The organism is Caballeronia sordidicola (assembly GCF_002220365.1).
GTDB classification, from domain to species: Bacteria; Pseudomonadota; Gammaproteobacteria; order Burkholderiales; family Burkholderiaceae; genus Caballeronia; species Caballeronia sordidicola_C.
This window is the reverse complement of the sequence record NZ_MTHB01000246.1, coordinates 54,398-71,189: the sequence shown is the minus strand read 5'-3', so window position 1 is coordinate 71,189 and position 16,792 is coordinate 54,398. Positions and strand designations below refer to the sequence as shown.

13 protein-coding genes are annotated in these 16,792 nt (G+C 60.2%); 6 read left to right on the top strand and 7 right to left on the bottom strand.

From position 1 onward, the window contains the following. Window positions 1-97: 97 nt before the first annotated feature. Complete coding sequence (locus BSU04_RS34145; protein ID WP_089164673.1) at window positions 98-1,159, top strand: NAD(P)-dependent alcohol dehydrogenase; 1,062 nt, start codon at window positions 98-100, stop codon at window positions 1,157-1,159. A 298-nt stretch (window positions 1,160-1,457) separates the two neighbouring features. Here the strand turns inward: BSU04_RS34145 and BSU04_RS34140 are convergent, their stop codons facing one another. Continuing rightward, window positions 1,458-3,230: an NAD(P)/FAD-dependent oxidoreductase gene (locus tag BSU04_RS34140; protein ID WP_089164672.1), complete on the bottom strand. Its 1,773-nt coding sequence runs from the start codon at window positions 3,228-3,230 to the stop codon at window positions 1,458-1,460. Between the two features lie 277 nt (window positions 3,231-3,507). Here BSU04_RS34140 and BSU04_RS34135 point away from each other — a divergent pair, with 277 nt between their 5' ends. Both BSU04_RS34135 and BSU04_RS34130 read left to right on the top strand, forming a co-directional pair. Beyond that, window positions 3,508-4,266 (top strand): response regulator transcription factor, encoded by a 759-nt coding sequence (locus tag BSU04_RS34135; RefSeq protein WP_179258535.1) that lies wholly within the window; start codon window positions 3,508-3,510, stop codon window positions 4,264-4,266. A gap of 399 nt (window positions 4,267-4,665) precedes the next feature. Beyond that, on the top strand, window positions 4,666-4,899 hold the full coding sequence (locus BSU04_RS34130; RefSeq protein WP_144021437.1) for a hypothetical protein: 234 nt from the start codon (window positions 4,666-4,668) through the stop codon (window positions 4,897-4,899). Window positions 4,900-5,354: 455 nt separating this feature from the next. Here the strand turns inward: BSU04_RS34130 and BSU04_RS34120 are convergent, their stop codons facing one another. From BSU04_RS34120 to BSU04_RS34110, 3 genes are all read right to left on the bottom strand, one after another. Next, window positions 5,355-6,371 carry a DMT family transporter gene (locus BSU04_RS34120; protein WP_256983672.1) on the bottom strand — a complete coding sequence of 339 codons (1,017 nt, stop codon included), beginning with the start codon at window positions 6,369-6,371 and terminating at the stop codon, window positions 5,355-5,357. A gap of 31 nt (window positions 6,372-6,402) precedes the next feature. Next, window positions 6,403-7,032 carry a TetR/AcrR family transcriptional regulator gene (locus tag BSU04_RS34115; protein WP_089164668.1) on the bottom strand — a complete coding sequence of 210 codons (630 nt, stop codon included), beginning with the start codon at window positions 7,030-7,032 and terminating at the stop codon, window positions 6,403-6,405. Between the two features lie 136 nt (window positions 7,033-7,168). After that, window positions 7,169-8,092, bottom strand: coding sequence for a LysR family transcriptional regulator (locus BSU04_RS34110; RefSeq protein ID WP_089164667.1), 924 nt, complete (start codon window positions 8,090-8,092; stop codon window positions 7,169-7,171). A gap of 134 nt (window positions 8,093-8,226) precedes the next feature. Here BSU04_RS34110 and BSU04_RS34105 point away from each other — a divergent pair, with 134 nt between their 5' ends. Further along, entirely contained in the window at window positions 8,227-9,153 is a 927-nt protein-coding gene (locus tag BSU04_RS34105) for an alpha/beta hydrolase (protein ID WP_089164815.1), read from the top strand. 115 nt (window positions 9,154-9,268) lie between these two features. On the opposite strand, the gene BSU04_RS34100 is transcribed toward BSU04_RS34105, so the two are convergent. Further along, complete coding sequence (locus BSU04_RS34100; RefSeq protein ID WP_089164666.1) at window positions 9,269-10,135, bottom strand: LysR family transcriptional regulator; 867 nt, start codon at window positions 10,133-10,135, stop codon at window positions 9,269-9,271. 207 nt (window positions 10,136-10,342) lie between these two features. Here BSU04_RS34100 and BSU04_RS34095 point away from each other — a divergent pair, with 207 nt between their 5' ends. Continuing rightward, on the top strand, window positions 10,343-10,777 hold the full coding sequence (locus BSU04_RS34095; protein ID WP_089164814.1) for a VOC family protein: 435 nt from the start codon (window positions 10,343-10,345) through the stop codon (window positions 10,775-10,777). Between the two features lie 141 nt (window positions 10,778-10,918). On the opposite strand, the gene BSU04_RS34090 is transcribed toward BSU04_RS34095, so the two are convergent. Both BSU04_RS34090 and BSU04_RS34085 read right to left on the bottom strand, forming a co-directional pair. Then, window positions 10,919-11,722 carry a transglutaminase-like domain-containing protein gene (locus tag BSU04_RS34090; protein ID WP_089164665.1) on the bottom strand — a complete coding sequence of 268 codons (804 nt, stop codon included), beginning with the start codon at window positions 11,720-11,722 and terminating at the stop codon, window positions 10,919-10,921. A 146-nt stretch (window positions 11,723-11,868) separates the two neighbouring features. Next, window positions 11,869-13,044: a zinc-binding metallopeptidase family protein gene (locus BSU04_RS34085; RefSeq protein ID WP_089164664.1), complete on the bottom strand. Its 1,176-nt coding sequence runs from the start codon at window positions 13,042-13,044 to the stop codon at window positions 11,869-11,871. A gap of 260 nt (window positions 13,045-13,304) precedes the next feature. On the opposite strand from BSU04_RS34085, the gene BSU04_RS34080 reads away from it, so the two are divergent. Further along, a complete protein-coding gene (locus BSU04_RS34080; RefSeq protein WP_089164663.1) occupies window positions 13,305-16,781 on the top strand; it encodes a transglutaminase family protein in 3,477 nt (1,158 codons plus the stop codon). Window positions 16,782-16,792 lie beyond the last annotated feature (11 nt).

Genomic DNA, 16,792 nt, shown 5'->3' with positions numbered 1-16,792 from the left:
TGCGGATGTTCACGGTTTTTGAACGGACAGCGCACCCCGGTATCGACAAACAAGCAACGCACACAACGAATCAACAAATCATTTCAAGGACCACACCATGTACAAGACCTATGGCTATGCCGCGCACTCCGCCGATACGCCGTTTGCTCCTTTCGCCTTCGATCGCCGGGATACGGGTCCGCACGATGTCCGCATCGAAATCCTGTATTGCGGGGTGTGCCATTCGGACTTGCACACCGCGCGCAGCGAATGGGCGGGTACCGTGTACCCGAACGTCCCGGGACACGAAATTGTCGGCCGGGTGACCGAGGTCGGCTCTGAAGTCACGAAGTTCAAGGTGGGCTCGCTGGCGGGTGTCGGTTGCATGGTGGATTCGTGCCGCACTTGCCCGTCTTGTCAGGAAGGCCTCGAGCAGTATTGCGAAGGCAGCGGTTTTGTCGGCACCTACAATGCGCCCGACAAACACATTGGCGGCGTGACGTACGGCGGTTATTCCAAGTCGATCGTGGTGGACGAAGCCTTCACGCTGCTTGTTCCCGAGAACCTTGAACTCGCCGCCGTGGCGCCGTTGTTGTGCGCAGGGATCACTACGTACTCGCCACTGCGTCACTGGAATGTTCAGGCCGGACAGAAGGTCGGGATTGTCGGGCTGGGCGGCCTTGGTCATATGGGCGTCAAGCTTGCGGCGGCGTTCGGCGCGCATGTGGTGCTGTTCACCACGTCGGCCAGCAAGATCGAGGACGCGAAGCGGCTTGGCGCGCATGAGGTCGTGATTTCGAAAGATCCGGAACAGATGGCGAAACACGTCAACTCGTTCGACTTCATCCTCAACACCGTTGCCGCCTCGCACGACCTCGATCAGTTCACCGCGCTGCTCAAGCGCGACGGGACGATGACGCTCGTCGGCGTGCCGGAGCATGCACATCCGTCACCGTCTGTCGGCAACCTGATTTTCAAGCGCCGTACGTTGGCTGGTTCGTTGATCGGTGGCATTGCAGAAACGCAGGAGATGCTCGATTTCTGCGGCAAGCATGGCATCACGTCGGACATCGAGATGATCCGCATGGACGAGATCGACAAGGCATACGAGCGCATGGTCAAAAGCGATGTGAAATATCGCTTCGTGATCGACATGGCGTCGTTGAAGGAAGCCGCCTGAGTATGATCGAAACTCGGTCGAAACCCGGCTGGACTTGGCGCGAGACCTGGAACCCTAGCCTTTCAATCCGCGTGTGTCGGCCGTTGCGCATCCTCAGAAATGAGGATGCGCAGCCCACTCTAATCAGTTAAGTTGTAACCGAGCCGGGGGGATTGACGTCTACACCGAACTCCGATGGCAAAGCGAACGTGCCAAAGAAAGCCTGCGCGTTCAGCCATACGAAACTGAGAGACTAAGACCCGCCTTGTGCGGGTCTTTTTTTGGCGGTTGCGCGGTCCGTGCTCCGCGATCGAGCGTCCTAACGCCAGCCGCTTGCCTCCCGTTCCTCACTGGTCGATACACCGCTGTAATCGTACGGAGGCGACATATTATCCAGCGGGTTATTCGGCACAACGCTGCCGCCCAGGCTCCGAATCACTGCGCACACCGCATTGATCCCCGTTTGCAGCGCACCTTCCACCCATCCGCCGGTAAATGAGCAACTGTCTCCGGCCAGATAGATGAAGGGATCCGTCGCGGGTTGCAGGCTGTCCTGGAACTGGAAGAACAACTGCTGGCTCTGGGCATCGCCGCCGGCAAAATTCAGCTTGAATGCGCCGTAATAACCCTGCTGCAAGTCCCAGTCGACGGTCTTCACATAGGTCTGGTAGTCGTTATTGATCGGCACGACATACTGCGCAAACGCGGCATTGGTCTGTGCCAGGTCGGCGACCAGTCGCTGCACGCGCTGCTGATTGCTGCCGAGCGCAAGTTGCTTGATGGCGTCGTCTTCCCACGCATAACTGAGCAATACGACGCCCGGCGCATTGGGGTCCGTGGGTGCGTAATCGAGGCAATACACGCCTCGTACCAGCGTATCGGTCTGGATATTCGCGGGCAGGTTCTGGTCGAGCCAGAATTTGCGCTGCGTCATCACGAACACTTTCGACGAACTGGTCAGGTGCACGTCATTGACCGCCGAGCACTGCTGCGCGGAGAGCGCCGACGCGGGGGCGGTCAACGCCATGTCGATCTGCATCGCCCGCGTGCTGGCCGTCACGATGACACGATCGGCGAACTGGACCGATCCGTCCGCCAGCGTGAGCATCACACCTTCGCCATTACGGGTGACGCGCGACACCGGCTTGTTGACGACACGCTGCGCAATCGAGAGACCGCCAAATACTTGTGCGCTAAATGCGTCTGCCAGCGATTCAATGCCCGCCGGAATGAACAACTGGTCAGTTTCGAGTTCATCGACCATCAGGCGCACGATCTCGAGGAAAGCGACCGGGTACATAGGCCCGAGTCCGCCCGATCCAACGCCGAGCGCGCCAAACAGCTCGTAGTCGTCCGGGTTGCGCCATTGCTTGCCTCCGGGAGGGTTCGCGCCGCTGAACAGCGTCTGCAGCGCGCTATAAAAGCTCTGGTTACCGAACATGTCGATATACGCCTGCCACGCATTGCGCGCCGCCCCTAGATTTCCGTTGCGCAGCAACTCGGTAATGGCAACCGGTGCGAGCAAGGCCGGTCCGGAGGAGGGCGTGAAACCATCGCTGATGAACGCGCTCCAGCCTGCATGGACAGTCGCGAACATATCGGGCGGGTTGCCTTGCGCCGGCCACGTGTAGGTCTGTCCTTGATAACCGAGATTGGTCAGCACTTCGCCGGGATCGGGGAAACTCGAGTTTGCCTGGATGCCGAAGCGCTCGAGGTAATGGAACAGACTGTATTCGCTGGGAGGGAAACGCATGGCGCCGAGTTCGGCAAGGAATGCCGGCGCCTGATTCGTAAAGGGAATACTGTAGGCGCGCCCCCCAATGCGCCCGGACGCTTCGTACAGCACGACGTTCGACGCGCCGGCACGCAGAAGTTCATAGGCCGACACGAGGCCGCTCATGCCCGCGCCGATAATCGCAATCGTCGGGTTTCCGGCTGCCGGCAGTTTGCCAAGCGAATCCGGCGATGAAGCGAGCAATGCGCCGTAGTCGAACAGGGTATCGATATAACCAAAGCTGGGTTGCGAAGCCGGAGCGGTTTCACCGGCTGCAGTAATGGGTTTGCGGCGACGTAGATTTGGAATGAAGGCCATGCATTTCCCTGTCTGGTAGAAATACTTCCGGATTTATAGAAGTCGGGATTGGGCGCCGGCGGCCTGATTCTGTTGCGCCGCCGCCGCCTCGCGATGCGTTCAAACGACTGGCCGGTCAGTTGAAATGACGGCGAACTATTTAACGGCACGGACGAAACAGACTTGAATCGCCAATATCGTCCGTGTAGTCTGCGGGGCGGCATCTCAAAATGTGAAGGCTTGCGTGTGGAGAAAACGTGCGTGAGCCATTGACCCGGGCATCAACCAGCCTATGTATTTGACGAGCCGAGAAACCGGCCTGGTTTCCGACATCTTCGCCGTGCTTGCCGATTCACTTCCTGAGCAGTTGATGCGGCAGGAAGTGGGCGTGCGCATGCTCAGCTTGCTGCGCGCGGACCATCTCGGGTCGTATGTATGGGACGAGACGAAGAAGGAATTCGTCAATCGGGTCTCGTTCAACATGTCGGAAGACAACCTGTCCGAGTACGAGAAGTACTACCAGTACCGCGATACCGTGACGCCGCGGTTGCAAAATTGCCGCGAGGCGGTTCGTGTGACCGACAAGATTCCGCAGGGCGAACTGGTGCGCACTGAACTGTTCAACGACTTTCTGCGTCGTGACGGTTTGCACTGGGGCATGAACATGTATGCGTGGGCGGGCGATTCGAACATAGGCGACCTGCGCATCTGGCGCGGCAAACATCGGGAAGATTTCTCCGATCACGACCTCGCCATGGCCGAGTTCGTTCGCCCGGCTTTTACCGCAGCACTCGCGCGAGCGCGGGCTGCAGCGGGTATGGCGAAGCCGTCTGGACCGCACGCCAAGCTGATTTCAGAGGACGTCCTGAAGAACCTGACGGCCCGTGAGCGGGATGTGGTCGGGCTGGTGGTGGAGGGGCTGCTCGACAAGGAAATTGCATTCCGGCTGGGCATTTCTTATACGACGGTCCGAACGCACATTGACCGTTCTTTCCATAAACTCGGTGTTGGAAGCCGCTCCAAACTGATTCGCGCGGTACAGACAAATGGGCAGTAGTAAAGCGGTGCGCGGGCGAAAAGTATTTATATGAATACCCGCCAGGCGGAAATAATCGTTTGGTGAACGCTGCGGCCGGCCAATGTGCTGTTCGAATCGGAGCGAAGACGGTCGAACACGGTTGAGTATCCGCTGCAACAGACGTGCGGCGAAAATGTAAGCTTGGCATGCCAGCTGAATTGAATTCGGTCTGGTTATCGCGAACTCTTGGCACTATTCCCCTCTGCCCAATAACGGTCATTTGCCGCACTGGCCCGGTGCGCCTATGCCTTCATATTCATGACTTTTGCCCGAAGGTGATTACTAGACGTTACCGCCTAGCGTGAATCCTCAGAATTGAGGATTCGCTGTCGGCGAAGTCACGGTAATGTCGGCTGCTTTGTTACTGGAGCATGAGCCGTGAGCTTTGACCAGACCTTTCAAACAGCCCCTCGACATCCATTATTGGTTGAGCAAGAGATCGCGCATCTGGAACGGATCGTTCCGCGCTGGAGCGACGAGCGAAGGGGTTCGTTACTCGGTCAGGCTTATTGGCGCAAGCGTGTAATCGATCTGGCGCGTTATCCGGAACTGACGCCAACCCAGCATGCCACTGTGCAAAGAATGCTCGAATGCGTGAACACGGTTGTTTGATCACGGCGCGCAGCGTGGCGCGGTAAGTTGAATTGAAAGGGCCGTCGCATGCAACATTCAATTATCCGGGTTTTGGTTTCACGCTTTGGCATATTGAATATTAGGCGCTGCGCATAGATGCATCGACAACGAAATCGTTTCTGGTTTTTTACTCCGGCGTTCATTGCATCAACCTAAAGAGAGAGGGCTGAATATGGAAATGCAATACCGAGGATCGACTATACGACCCATGGTTGCCCCCGCCCAAGGCGCCTTCGATTCATTCGTGATCATCCGGGACGAGCATGGGAATCAACGCTCGCACGGCACCCTTGGCCGTTTCGCTTCGCATAATGCCGCGACGAATTTCGCGGTCGTCTGGGCGATAGCCAGTCTGGACGGAGATACAGTGCCGCGAGCGCCGTTCCAGGTTGTTTGACGACGCGGGCCGGTGTCATTCGGGTACCGGCCCGGTTTTATGAACCGGCAGCAACGCGCCGCGTGCGACGGCGTAAATAAAGGTTATTGAGAATCAGCGCCGCGCCTGTCATGCACGCGCCTGCAATCTGCATATGGGTCGGGATTAATCCGCTCATCGCCGACACCACGAATGTTGTCACGGGCAGCACATCCATGAACAGCACGCCATTGAGTGGAGTAAGGATCCTGTTCCCCATGTTCCAGAACAGAATGGCCGTAAAACCCGCAACGGGTCCCATATAAAGCAGGTGAGGGACGATGGCGATCAGCATTGCCGTGGTCGGTACCGGCACGACATGAAGCGCGAATAACAGCACGTTCAGCCCAATGATCGTGGTCAGGCCCAGCAGGGTTGTCATCGTTGTGTATTTGAGCGCGGACCAGCTTTTGAAGTATGACGCACTGAACGTGTAGATCACCCAGCAGAGCGCGCCCACCACAATCAACGCGTTCGCCGAGTAGTGCTGAGGCTCGCTCAGGAGCGCCGCGATATTGCCTTTTGTCACGACCAGCGCGACCCCGGCAAACGACATCAGGATAAAAAGAAACGAATACAACGGCGGCAGCATCTTGCGCACGATCGAATTCACGATCAGACCCATCATCGGCTGGGTTGCCATCATGATCGATGCAGTGAGCGCGCCGTCGCGTCCGGCCAATTGTTGGCCCAGAAAAACAAAAGAACCGAATCCACAAAAGCCGATTGACCCCAGCAGCCAGGCAAGCGCGATAGGTTCGCCTTTGAACCGGAACGCGCTTGGGCCTTCCTTCACCCGCATCAGGACCAGAAACGCGCTGCCGGCGATCACGTAACGCAGTGACGTAAAGGTGAATGGATCGACATGCCGGAGTGCGCTTGTCATGACGGGAAACATGATGCCCATCAAAACTGTTGCGCACACGCAGAGCGCTACACCTGTCATGTATCCGCGGCGCACAGTAACAAGGGATGTGTTGTGCGCAGCGGCCGGGTACCCCGCGACCGTCGCTCGATCCTCGACTAGTTTATTCATGACCTATCGTTCAATAATTAGGGAAAATTTTTTAGAGCAGCGCACGCAGGGTCATATCGACGATGCCAGTCAGCTTCTTTTCGCTTATCTCGACTTTGCCCAGTACCCGCAGTCCTTGCACGATACATAGCAAGAAAATGCCAACGGCGTTTTCGTCGAGATCGGCGTTGAAGTCTCCCGCTTGCTGGCCGCGGATCACCGCCGCGGTCAACTGGGCACCAATGCGCTGGAGTGTGGTTTCGATGTATGGCCGCAATACTTCGTCCGCCGGAAGCAGTTCGAGCGCCGCGTTCGTGATGAAACATCCATGGCGGCCGGACAGGTCGGCACTGAGCCGGGTGTAATGAAGCAACGCTTGGCGCAGGCATTCACGCGGCGGCAGATCGGCTTCCAGACGCTCTTTGAGCCGGGCAACCGCACCGTCGGCATAACGCTCGAACGCAACGATCAGAAGCCCGTGCTTGTCGCCGAATGCGCCGTACAGGCTGCCGCGCAGCAGCCCGGTTGCATCGCATAAGGTTCCGACCGAGGTCGCGTGATAACCGCCCTCCCAGAACACCCGCCCGGCGGAATCGATGACTTCGTCGAGATCGAACTCACGGGGTCGTCCACGCTCCTGAGAGCGGTCGGCAGGCTGTGGCAGGGAGGAGGTTTTTATCATGAGTGGATATTATGACCCATCGTTCAATAAATCAAGGTAGCGTTGAAAACGGCTTGTGCGCACGGGACGAGATCACGGGATAAGCCATGGCACCGCGCGTTCCTTGGTGAACCGTGAACCGGAAATGCCGACGCCGTTAAATGTCGACTCGGCTCAAGTGTCCCGTCAGCGCCGGATTGGCCGCCAGAGTCTCCACCAGGAAGTCGATGAACACCCTGACCTTGGTGGGCAGGCGGCGGCCGGCGGGGTGGACGGCGCTGATCGCGAGCGGACCGGGGGCGTAATCCGCCAGTACGACGCGCAGCGCGCCCGAGGCGATCTCGGGCGAGAACGCCCAGAGCGGGCCGTGGGCGAGGCCGAGGTCGGCGAGCACCGCGGCGCGGATCTGTTCCGCGTCGGCCGTGCGGAAGTTCGACCGTGGGTGATGCAGAACGGGCCTCGATCCGTCCCGGAACTCCCACGGCAGCGGTTCGTGGAGCGGGGCAAAAATCAGGCAGGCGTGGGTGTCGAGGTCGGTGGGAGTCCGCGGCGTGCCGCGGACTGCGAGATAGGCCGGCGTGGCGACGGTTGCGAAAGGCGTCGTGGCGATGCGGCGCACGATCATGCTCGAATCGGCGAGCTCTCCGTTGCGAATCGCCAGGTCGACGCCTTCCTCGATCAGGTTGATGTTGCGCCCGGAGCCGGTGACCTCGATGGAGATGTCCGGATAGCGAGCGAAGAACTCGGGAAGGCGCGGCACGATGTAGAGCCGCCCGAACACCGGGGCGACGGTTACTCGGATCAGGCCAGAAGGCGCGGACTGGCCGCGTCCGACCAGGGATTTCGCCGCGTCGAATTCGTCGACCAGCCGCAAGGCGGATTCGTAGAAAACCTGGCCGGCGTCGGTGAGGGTCATGCTCCGCGAGGTGCGGCGCATCAGTTGCGCACCCAGGTGTGCTTCGAGGGCGGCGATCTGTTTGCTGACCGCCGACTGGCCGACCCCGGTCTCCCGGGCGACCGCCGAGAAGCTGCCGCGTTCGATCACACGAACGAAGAGGCGAATCGCGTCAAGCCGGTCCATTGAGGGTTCCCAATACTTCCTGTCAGGAATGGATTGTATTCCAGGAACCCGGCTTCCGCGCCAGATGGAAATGGATGATCCTGACGTCAGAGGGGGCTGGACAGTTCCAGCCCCATAAATCAAAGGTGAATTACATGACTACCGCCACCAAGACGACCTCCGTTGAGACCCGGCACGTTCTGTCCGCCGACGAGCGCCAGATTGAGCAAGCTGTGCTCGCCGAGATCCACGGTCTATTCTCGAACCCGACCGGCAATCAGCGCGAGACCTATGACACGCTGATCGCCAGGACGCCGATCGCCGATGGCGTGACCCTGGAAGCCGTCGACCGCGACGGAGTCAGCGGCTGGTGGGTGCGGCCGACCGGCGCGCCGGCTGGCCGGGCGATCCTTTTCCTGCACGGCGGCGCCTACATGCTGGGCTCGGCCAAGGCCTATCGCGGACTGGCCAGCCAGGTGGCGGTTCGCGCCGGGGTCGCGGCGTTCGTCGCCGACTATCCACTGGCGCCGGAGCATGTGTTCCCGGCCGCGCCCGGGGCCGCCGCCGCGCTTCGCCGCTGGTTGGGCCGCCAAGGCGTCTCGCAAGTCGCGCTGGTCGGCGACTCCGCGGGTGGCGGACTGGCGCTCAGCGTGCTGGGCGATACGGCGACGACCGCGCCGGCAATAGCGTCCATCTCGGTTTTTTCGCCATGGCTCGATCTGGCGATGACCGGCGCCTCGTTCGTCAGTCCCGACATCCACGACCCCATCTTCCAGCCGGAAATGCTTCGCGGGCCTGCAGGAGCCTATCTTGCCGGCGCCGATCCGAAGGACGGCCGGGCGTCCCCGCTCTACGCCGTGCCCGAGGTCCTGCCGCCATTGCTCATCCAGGTGGGCGCAGACGAGATCCTGCTCGACGACGCACGGCGCTATGCGCAGGCGGCCGCGGACAAAGGCGGCGAGGTGCGGCTCGATATCTTCGAAGGGCTGCACCACGTCTTCCAGAGCGCGACGAGAGACTTGCCGACCGCGCGCCGCGCGCTCGACGAGGTGGCTGCGTTCCTGACCCGCCACTGGGCCTAGCGCGACACATTCAGGAGAGCGGCCGAGACCAGGTAGATCCCGGCGCTCTTGCAAGAGCGCCGCTTGACCCGGTTCTCCGTTCTACTGCGGTTTGGACTTCAATGACGCCGGTTCCTCATCGCGGCAGAACTGCACAGACGGACCCGGCGAATTGCACGGTGACGGTTTGCTCATTTCTCGTATGCCGCTGGACGAGGCCGATTTCGCGCGTGAAGGTCTCGTCTCCAAGAGACAACGCGCTTACGGTGTCGGGCACATGCAGCGCCGACGATTGGGGGATGAGCGCAATGCCTACCCCATGTGCCACGAGCCCGACGATTCCTTGCAATTCGTCCAGTTCGACGACATCCTGAACCGTCACGCGAATCCTTCTGAGAAAGCGGTCGACGAGGCGCCCTCCAAAAGAACTCCGGTCGTATCGAATAAAAGGCTCTGACTTGAGCAGCGCGCGCCACGGCCGGTCCGCAAGCTCGCGCGGGACCAGCAGCACGAAGGTTTCGGTGAGCAGCGTGCGCCAGTGCAGTTCGGCCGGCAATGCGAAAGGGGGTTTGATGATCACCGCGACGTCGACTTCACCGGAGTCCACCTGAGCGAGCAAGTTGAGCGACACGCCGGGAACCACGCGAATTCGCCACCCTGGCGACGTCTGCCGGAACAGTTCAATGGCGTTGACGAGAAACGAAGCCTGCGCCGACGCGATAGCCCCCACCCGCAGCAGGCCCGACTGTTGCGCCGTGCCGCCTCGCGCGGCCAGGCGGGCGTAGACCGACAATAATTCTTCGGCAGACTCGACAGTCTGCTTGCCCGCGGCGTTGAGCGTGGCCGAACGCCCTGTCCGGTCGAATAGCGGAAAACCCAGGTCTTCCTCCAGCCGCTGGATCTGCGCGCTGACAGCCGACTGGGTCAGTCCAATATGCGCCCCGGCACTCGCGAATGTCCCGAAACGCACGACCGCCAGAAAGGTTTTCAGCTCTCGCATCATGGTTTTATCGACCGGTATTAAAGGCTTTGATTGATCGATTTTATTGATACTGAGCTAAAAAAACTATGGTTATTCAACTATTCTCGTTGCCCCTAAACTGTCTTCCCATGGCGTGAGATCCATTTTTCGCGCACCATGACGGCGGTGCGGACAGACCTTGTCCGCGTCGTCGAATACGTATCACTCAACCGATATCCGAGCCCTGCCATGAGCGACGCCACTGCTGCCATCTCCCCTTTCCATCTCGCCTTTCCAGTCCATGACCTTGCAGCCGCCCGCGAGTTTTATGGCGACCTGCTCGGCTGCCCGGAAGGCCGCAGCTCTGCCGACTGGGTGGACTTCAATTTCTATGGGCACCAGATCGTGGCCCATCTCGCACCGGACGAAATCGGTCATCGGAAGACGAGCGAGGTGGACGGTGATGCAGTCCCGGTCCGGCACTTCGGCGTGGTGTTGCCGATGGACCAGTGGCAAGCGGCATCGGACAAACTCACGGCGGCCGGGGTGGAATTCATCATCGAGCCGCATGTGCGCTTCAAGGGTGAAGTCGGCGAGCAGGCCACTATGTTCTTCCTGGACCCGTCGGGCAATGCGCTCGAGATCAAGGCGTTTGCGAACATCGCTTCGCTGTTTGCGAAGTAACGCCGGCAGCCATTTGCGCACGTAGGGAACTCATGCACTGAACGGCAGCGTCAGCCAGGTCATCCGGCTGACGCTGCGTGGCCGTTCTCGATCGGCTATCGTCGAGCCGGCCGCGCGAGTCACTGAGGAGTTAGTGAGGACTTATTGAGGCTCGCAAACCACGCTGAACCTGACCAGCGTGGTGGTGCCGAAGGTGTTGCTCAACGCGACGTCGGCGGCGTCGCGGCCTCTTGCCATCAATACACGGCCGGTACGCGGCGCATTGTTGCGCGGATCGAATGTCTGCCACGTATTGCCCAGATACACCTCCATCCAGGCGCAGAAATCCATGGGCGCATAGGGCGGCGGCAAACCGATGTCGCTGATATACCCCGTGCAGTAACGCGCCGGAATGTTCATCGCGCGGCATAACGCGACGGCCAGATGCGCAAAGTCCCGGCATACGCCCACGCCTTCCCGATACGCTTCGAACGCCGTCTTGGTCGGACGCGCGCAGTTGTAGTCGAACCGTATGTGCCGATGAACAAAATCGCAAATAGCCTGGACCCGGGCGCGTCCGAGCGGCGTATGCCCGAACATCTGCCAGGCGGCATCGGACAGCAGATCGGTCTCGCAGTAGCGGCTGCCGAGCAGGAACTGCATGCACTCGTCGGGCAGTTCTTCAACGGCATGCTGATAACCGTTCGGCTCCTGCAACTCCATGTAAGGCGGCACGTCGATCAATCCTTCCGTGGACAGCGTGAGCCAGCCTTGCGGCGCAACCAGCCGGCTGCACAGATTGCCGAATGAGTCGTGATACTGCGTGTAGGGCACCGTCGGGCTGACCCTCAGGATGTCCGGGACAAGGATGTTCTGCGCCCGCGAAGCGTGCATGTTCAGCATCAGCAGCATCGGTGTCGGCTGCACGCATTCATAGACCAGTTCGTAACCAACGCGGAGCTTCATCGGACTGACCTTTTTCGGTTGAGGTGCGTAGGTTGAGGTGCGTAAATGGCCGCGGCCAGGGAGTTGCTGGCATCGACATCGCCCGTTTCACCAGGGACGATGATCAAACCGGAGTTCAACAGGTTGAACTCGTGATTAATTTATGATCAACCGGACGCTGCCGCCGGCTGGTCTTGCTGGTCTTGCAGGTCTTGCTTCATGTCTTGCTGATTTTCCTGTTTATTTGCTTGTTGAGCGTCAGCACTCGCATCGTTTGCGTGTTTCTGCGCACTCGCGCCCGCAATCACCTTGTGCACGAAACGTAGCTTGGCGACGACCTTCGGCGAGAGCGTGAACGGATACGCATCGGCTAGTCCCAGGCTTCGATTCAAGCTGTTCAACGCGTACATGAGCGGAAACCATTGCTTCATGAGCTTATCGAAACTGGTGTTCTCGACCGGCTCTATCTCGGTAAGCGACGGTTCATTGTCGGACTTTGGATCGAGCTTGAATCCGCATGCGGCGGCGGTGTCGACTGTATCGACGATATGCAGGTAATGTGCCCACGTCTCGGCCCAGTCTTCCCACGGATGCGTGGTGGCGTAGGCGCTCACATAAGACTGGTCCCAGTCGGCTGGTGGTCCATTGTCGTAATGGGCCTGGAGTGATTGGGCATAGTCCGCGCGCTCATCGCCGAAGATCTCGCGAAACGGTTCTTCCCAGCTTGTATTCGCCACGAGACGGTCGAAGTAGTAGTGGCCTATCTCATGCCGAAAATGTCCCAGCAAAGTCCGGTACGGCTCGTGCATGTCCGCGCGCATGCGTTCACGCAAGGCGTCATCGGCTTCGGCTATGTTCATCGTAATGAGGCCGTTGTCGTGACCGGTCAGGACCTTCGGCCCCATGGCTCCGTCCTCGAGAAACTCGAACTGCAAACCGGTTTCCGGGTTGATCCGTCGCGAATCGGTGTTCAGGCCGAGTGCCGAGAGCGCGAACAACAGGCGCCGCTTGGCCGTCTCCAGCTTGTACCAGTAGACGCGATTTTCCGGGCGGGAGAGGTTGGGGATAGTCCGCGTCAGGCTGCACGCCGGGCACAACACGTCCGGCGAATCGGCCGGGATCATCCAGTTGCAGACGTTCTCGAGCGCGTAGTTGTTGCACTGCCGGAACAGCGCACCGTTCGCCGATGGGTTCAACGCGCGCCACAACGTGTCGCCGGCTGGCTCGAACGCGCAAACTTCTGATAATTCAGGCACGAAGCCCAGCAACGCCGCACAGGATTCGCATTTCACATTCTCGAAAAAAACGTGATGCTGGCAACGGCCGCAGTGGAATGTTTTCATATTGAAGAGATAGGCTGGAATACAGGGCGTGGTGGCTTAATGGTGGCTATCAAGCAAGCCACGTGCCGCCGCAGGAACGCTCCGGTCCAGACGCAAAGGGCGTTTTACGCGCCAGTTTGGTGCATCAAGGGGCGCTGGAAATGGGTTCAAAGCAGTATTGAGTGCATGGAAGTGCCCAGAAGCCTTGCCCGATGGTGCGTTTGGCCAAACGGCATGGAGTTTGCTTTTGAAGATTGCCAAAATTCGTCCAGGAGTCAGGTGTGTCAATCCGTGTCGCGTTGAACCATGTCACGCACTACCGTTATGACCGCCTCGTCGGCCTTTCACCGCAGGTCGTGCGCCTGCGGCCTGCGCCGCATTGCCGTACCCCGATCGTTTCGTATTCGATGCGGGTCGAGCCATCCGAACACTTCATCAACTGGCAGCAGGACGCGTTCGCCAACTATCAGGCGCGGCTCGTCTTTCCCGAGAAAACGCGGGAATTCAAGATCACGGTCGATCTGGTCGCCGAGATGGCGGTGTACAACCCCTTCGACTTCTTCCTTGAGCCCTACGCCGAAAAATTCCCGTTCGCGTATGAACCGGAACTCGCGGCCGAGTTGGCTCCGTACCTGATCAAACGCGAGCCCACGCCGTTGCTGGCCAAGTTTGTTGAAAGTATCGACAAGACGCCCAAGGTAACGGCCGATTTCCTGGTCGAACTGAACCAGCGGCTGCAGCACGACATTGGCTACGTGATTCGCATGGAACCCGGCGTCCAGACGCCGGAGGAAACGCTCGAAAAAGCGCTGGGATCGTGCCGCGACACTGGTTGGCTGCTCGTCGAGGCTTTACGCCAGCTCGGGCTGGCGGCGCGTTTCGTTTCCGGTTATCTGATCCAGCTCACCCCCGACCAAAAGTCCCTCGATGGCCCGAGCGGCACCGAAGTCGACTTCACCGACCTGCACGCGTGGTGCGAAGTCTTCCTGCCCGGCGCGGGCTGGATCGGCCTCGATCCGACTTCGGGACTGCTGGCTGGCGAGGGGCATATCCCCGTCGCCTGCACGCCTGAACCGGGCAGCGCCGCGCCTATCTCGGGCGCTGTCGATGAAAGCGAAGTCGAGTTCGAGCACATCATGCAGGTGCAGCGCGTACTCGAAACGCCACGCGTGACGAAGCCATATACAGAAGAAGTGTGGACCGCGGTGCAGAAGATGGGCGCGCAAGTCGACCAGGAACTGACCGACATGGACGTGCGCCTGACGATGGGCGGCGAGCCTACGTTCGTCGCCGTGAGCGACCGCGATGCAGCTGAATGGAACACGGATGCACTCGGGCCGACGAAGCGCGGTTATGCCGTCTCGCTGATGGACAAACTGCGTGCACGTTATGGCGTAGGTGGTTTTCTGCATCTCGGACAAGGCAAGTGGTATCCGGGTGAACAGTTGCCCCGCTGGGCCATGTCGCTGTTCTGGCGCGCAGATGGCGAGCCGATCTGGGAAGACCCCAAGCTATTTGCCGATGAACGCGATCCCGGCAACTACACGGCCGAGGATGCAAGGCGCTTTATCGAACATCTGGCGGACAAGGTTTCGCTGGATCCGTCGTATATCCAGCCCGGTTACGAAGACACGTTCTACTACCTGTGGCGTGAGCGTCGCCTGCCGGTGAACGTGGACCCGTTCGAATCCGAACTCGAAGACGAGATGGAGCGCATGCGCCTGCGTCGTGTATTCGATGCAGGCTTGTCGCAGGTGACGGGTTATGTGCTGCCTATAGCGCGCGAGCGCGATGTTCCGATGCAAGCGCCGACATGGGTCAGCGGTCCCTGGTTTTTCCGCGATGGCCGCATGTACCTGATTCCCGGCGACTCGCCGATGGGATATCGGTTGCCGCTCGAATCGCTACCGTGGGTGAGTGCGGGGGACTTTCCGTATCAACACCCGCACGATCCGTTCGGGCCGCCTGCACCGTTGCGCCAGGCGATGGAATTGCGCATGCAATATCGCGGCGAAGCCCTGGTTGGCGAAAGTATGGAAGGAAAAGCGGGCGAAGGTGCGGGAAGTGGTGCGGGAACTGGTGCGGGAACTGGCACTGGCGCAACACCGGGCACTGGATTATCACGACCCGCAACCTCAACCCGCGAGCCGTCGCGCGGAGAGTCTGCATCGTGGATCCGGCGTACTGCGCTATGTGTTGAAGCGCGAGATCCGGCGCGTGCGGCGGGACCTGACGTCGAAGAGAAATCGTTTGGAAGCGGCAAGAGCCTGCTGCATGTGTTCATGCCGCCGCTGACCGAACTCGATGACTACCTCGACCTGCTCGCGGCCATTGAGGCAACAGCCGCCGATCTGCACATGAAAGTGGTGATAGAAGGGTATCCGCCGCCACGCGATGCCCGCCTCAAGATGCTGCAAGTCACGCCGGATCCGGGCGTGATCGAGGTGAACATCCATCCGGCGTCGAGCTGGGATCAACTCGTCGATCACACCGAGTTCCTGTATCAATCGGCGCACGAAAGTTATCTCAGCACCGAGAAGTTCATGACCGATGGGCGTCACACCGGCACGGGCGGCGGCAATCATTTCGTGCTCGGCGGTGCAACGCCTGCCGACAGCCCGTTCCTGCGGCGTCCCGACCTGCTTGCAAGCCTGATTGCGTACTTCATCAACCATCCGTCGATGTCGTACCTGTTCTCGGGATTGTTTCTCGGACCGACCAGCCAGGCGCCGCGCGTTGACGAAGCACGCAACGACCAATTGTATGAGCTGGAGATAGCCTTCAAGGAGATCGAACATCAGCTCGAACGCCTGGGCGGTCGCGACAGCGCATTGCTGCCGCCGTGGCTGATCGACCGGACGTTGCGCAACCTGCTGATCGATGTGACCGGCAATACGCACCGCGCGGAATTCTGCATCGACAAGCTGTATTCCCCCGATGGTCCGACCGGCCGCCTCGGCCTGCTCGAACTGCGGGGCTTCGAAATGCCGCCGCACGCCCGCATGAGCCTCGTCCAGCAGTTGCTGCTGCGCGCGCTGGTCGCGCGGTTCTGGGACAAGCCTTACACCACGCGCCTCACGCGCTGGGGCACGGAACTGCATGATCGTTTCCTGCTCGGCACGTTCATCGAAATGGATTTCCACGATGTCATCGCGGACCTCAACGAAGCCGGCTATGCGTTCGATGCCGCGTGGTTCGCGCCGCATTTCGAGTTCCGTTTCCCGCTGGTGGGAGCGGTCCAGACAAACGGTATTGAACTGACGGTACGCAGCGCGCTGGAGCCGTGGCACGTAATGGGCGAGCAGGGGTCGCCGGGCGGTACGGTGCGCTATGTGGATTCGTCGGTGGAACGGCTCGAAGTGCGCGTGCTCGGGCTCAACGACAACCGCCACGTGGTGACGGTCAACGGCGTGCCGCTGCCGTTGCAACCCACCGGGCGGGTGAGCGAGCATGTGGCCGGCGTGCGCTTCAGGGCATGGTCCCAGCCGACGGCGCTGCATCCGTCGATTGGCGTGGATGCACCGCTGACCTTTGACATCGTTGACACCTGGAGCAACCGGTCCATAGGCGGATGCCGGTATCATGTAGCCCATCCGGGTGGCCGCAACTATGTGACCTATCCGGTCAACGCATACGAGGCGGAAAGCCGGCGGCGCGCGCGCTTTTTCAGAATCGGCCATACGCCCGGACGGATGGACGTGGAGGAACCGAAGCGCAGCCTGGAGTTTCCGTTCACGCTCGATTTGCGCCGACGGTAGCCTCATCAACG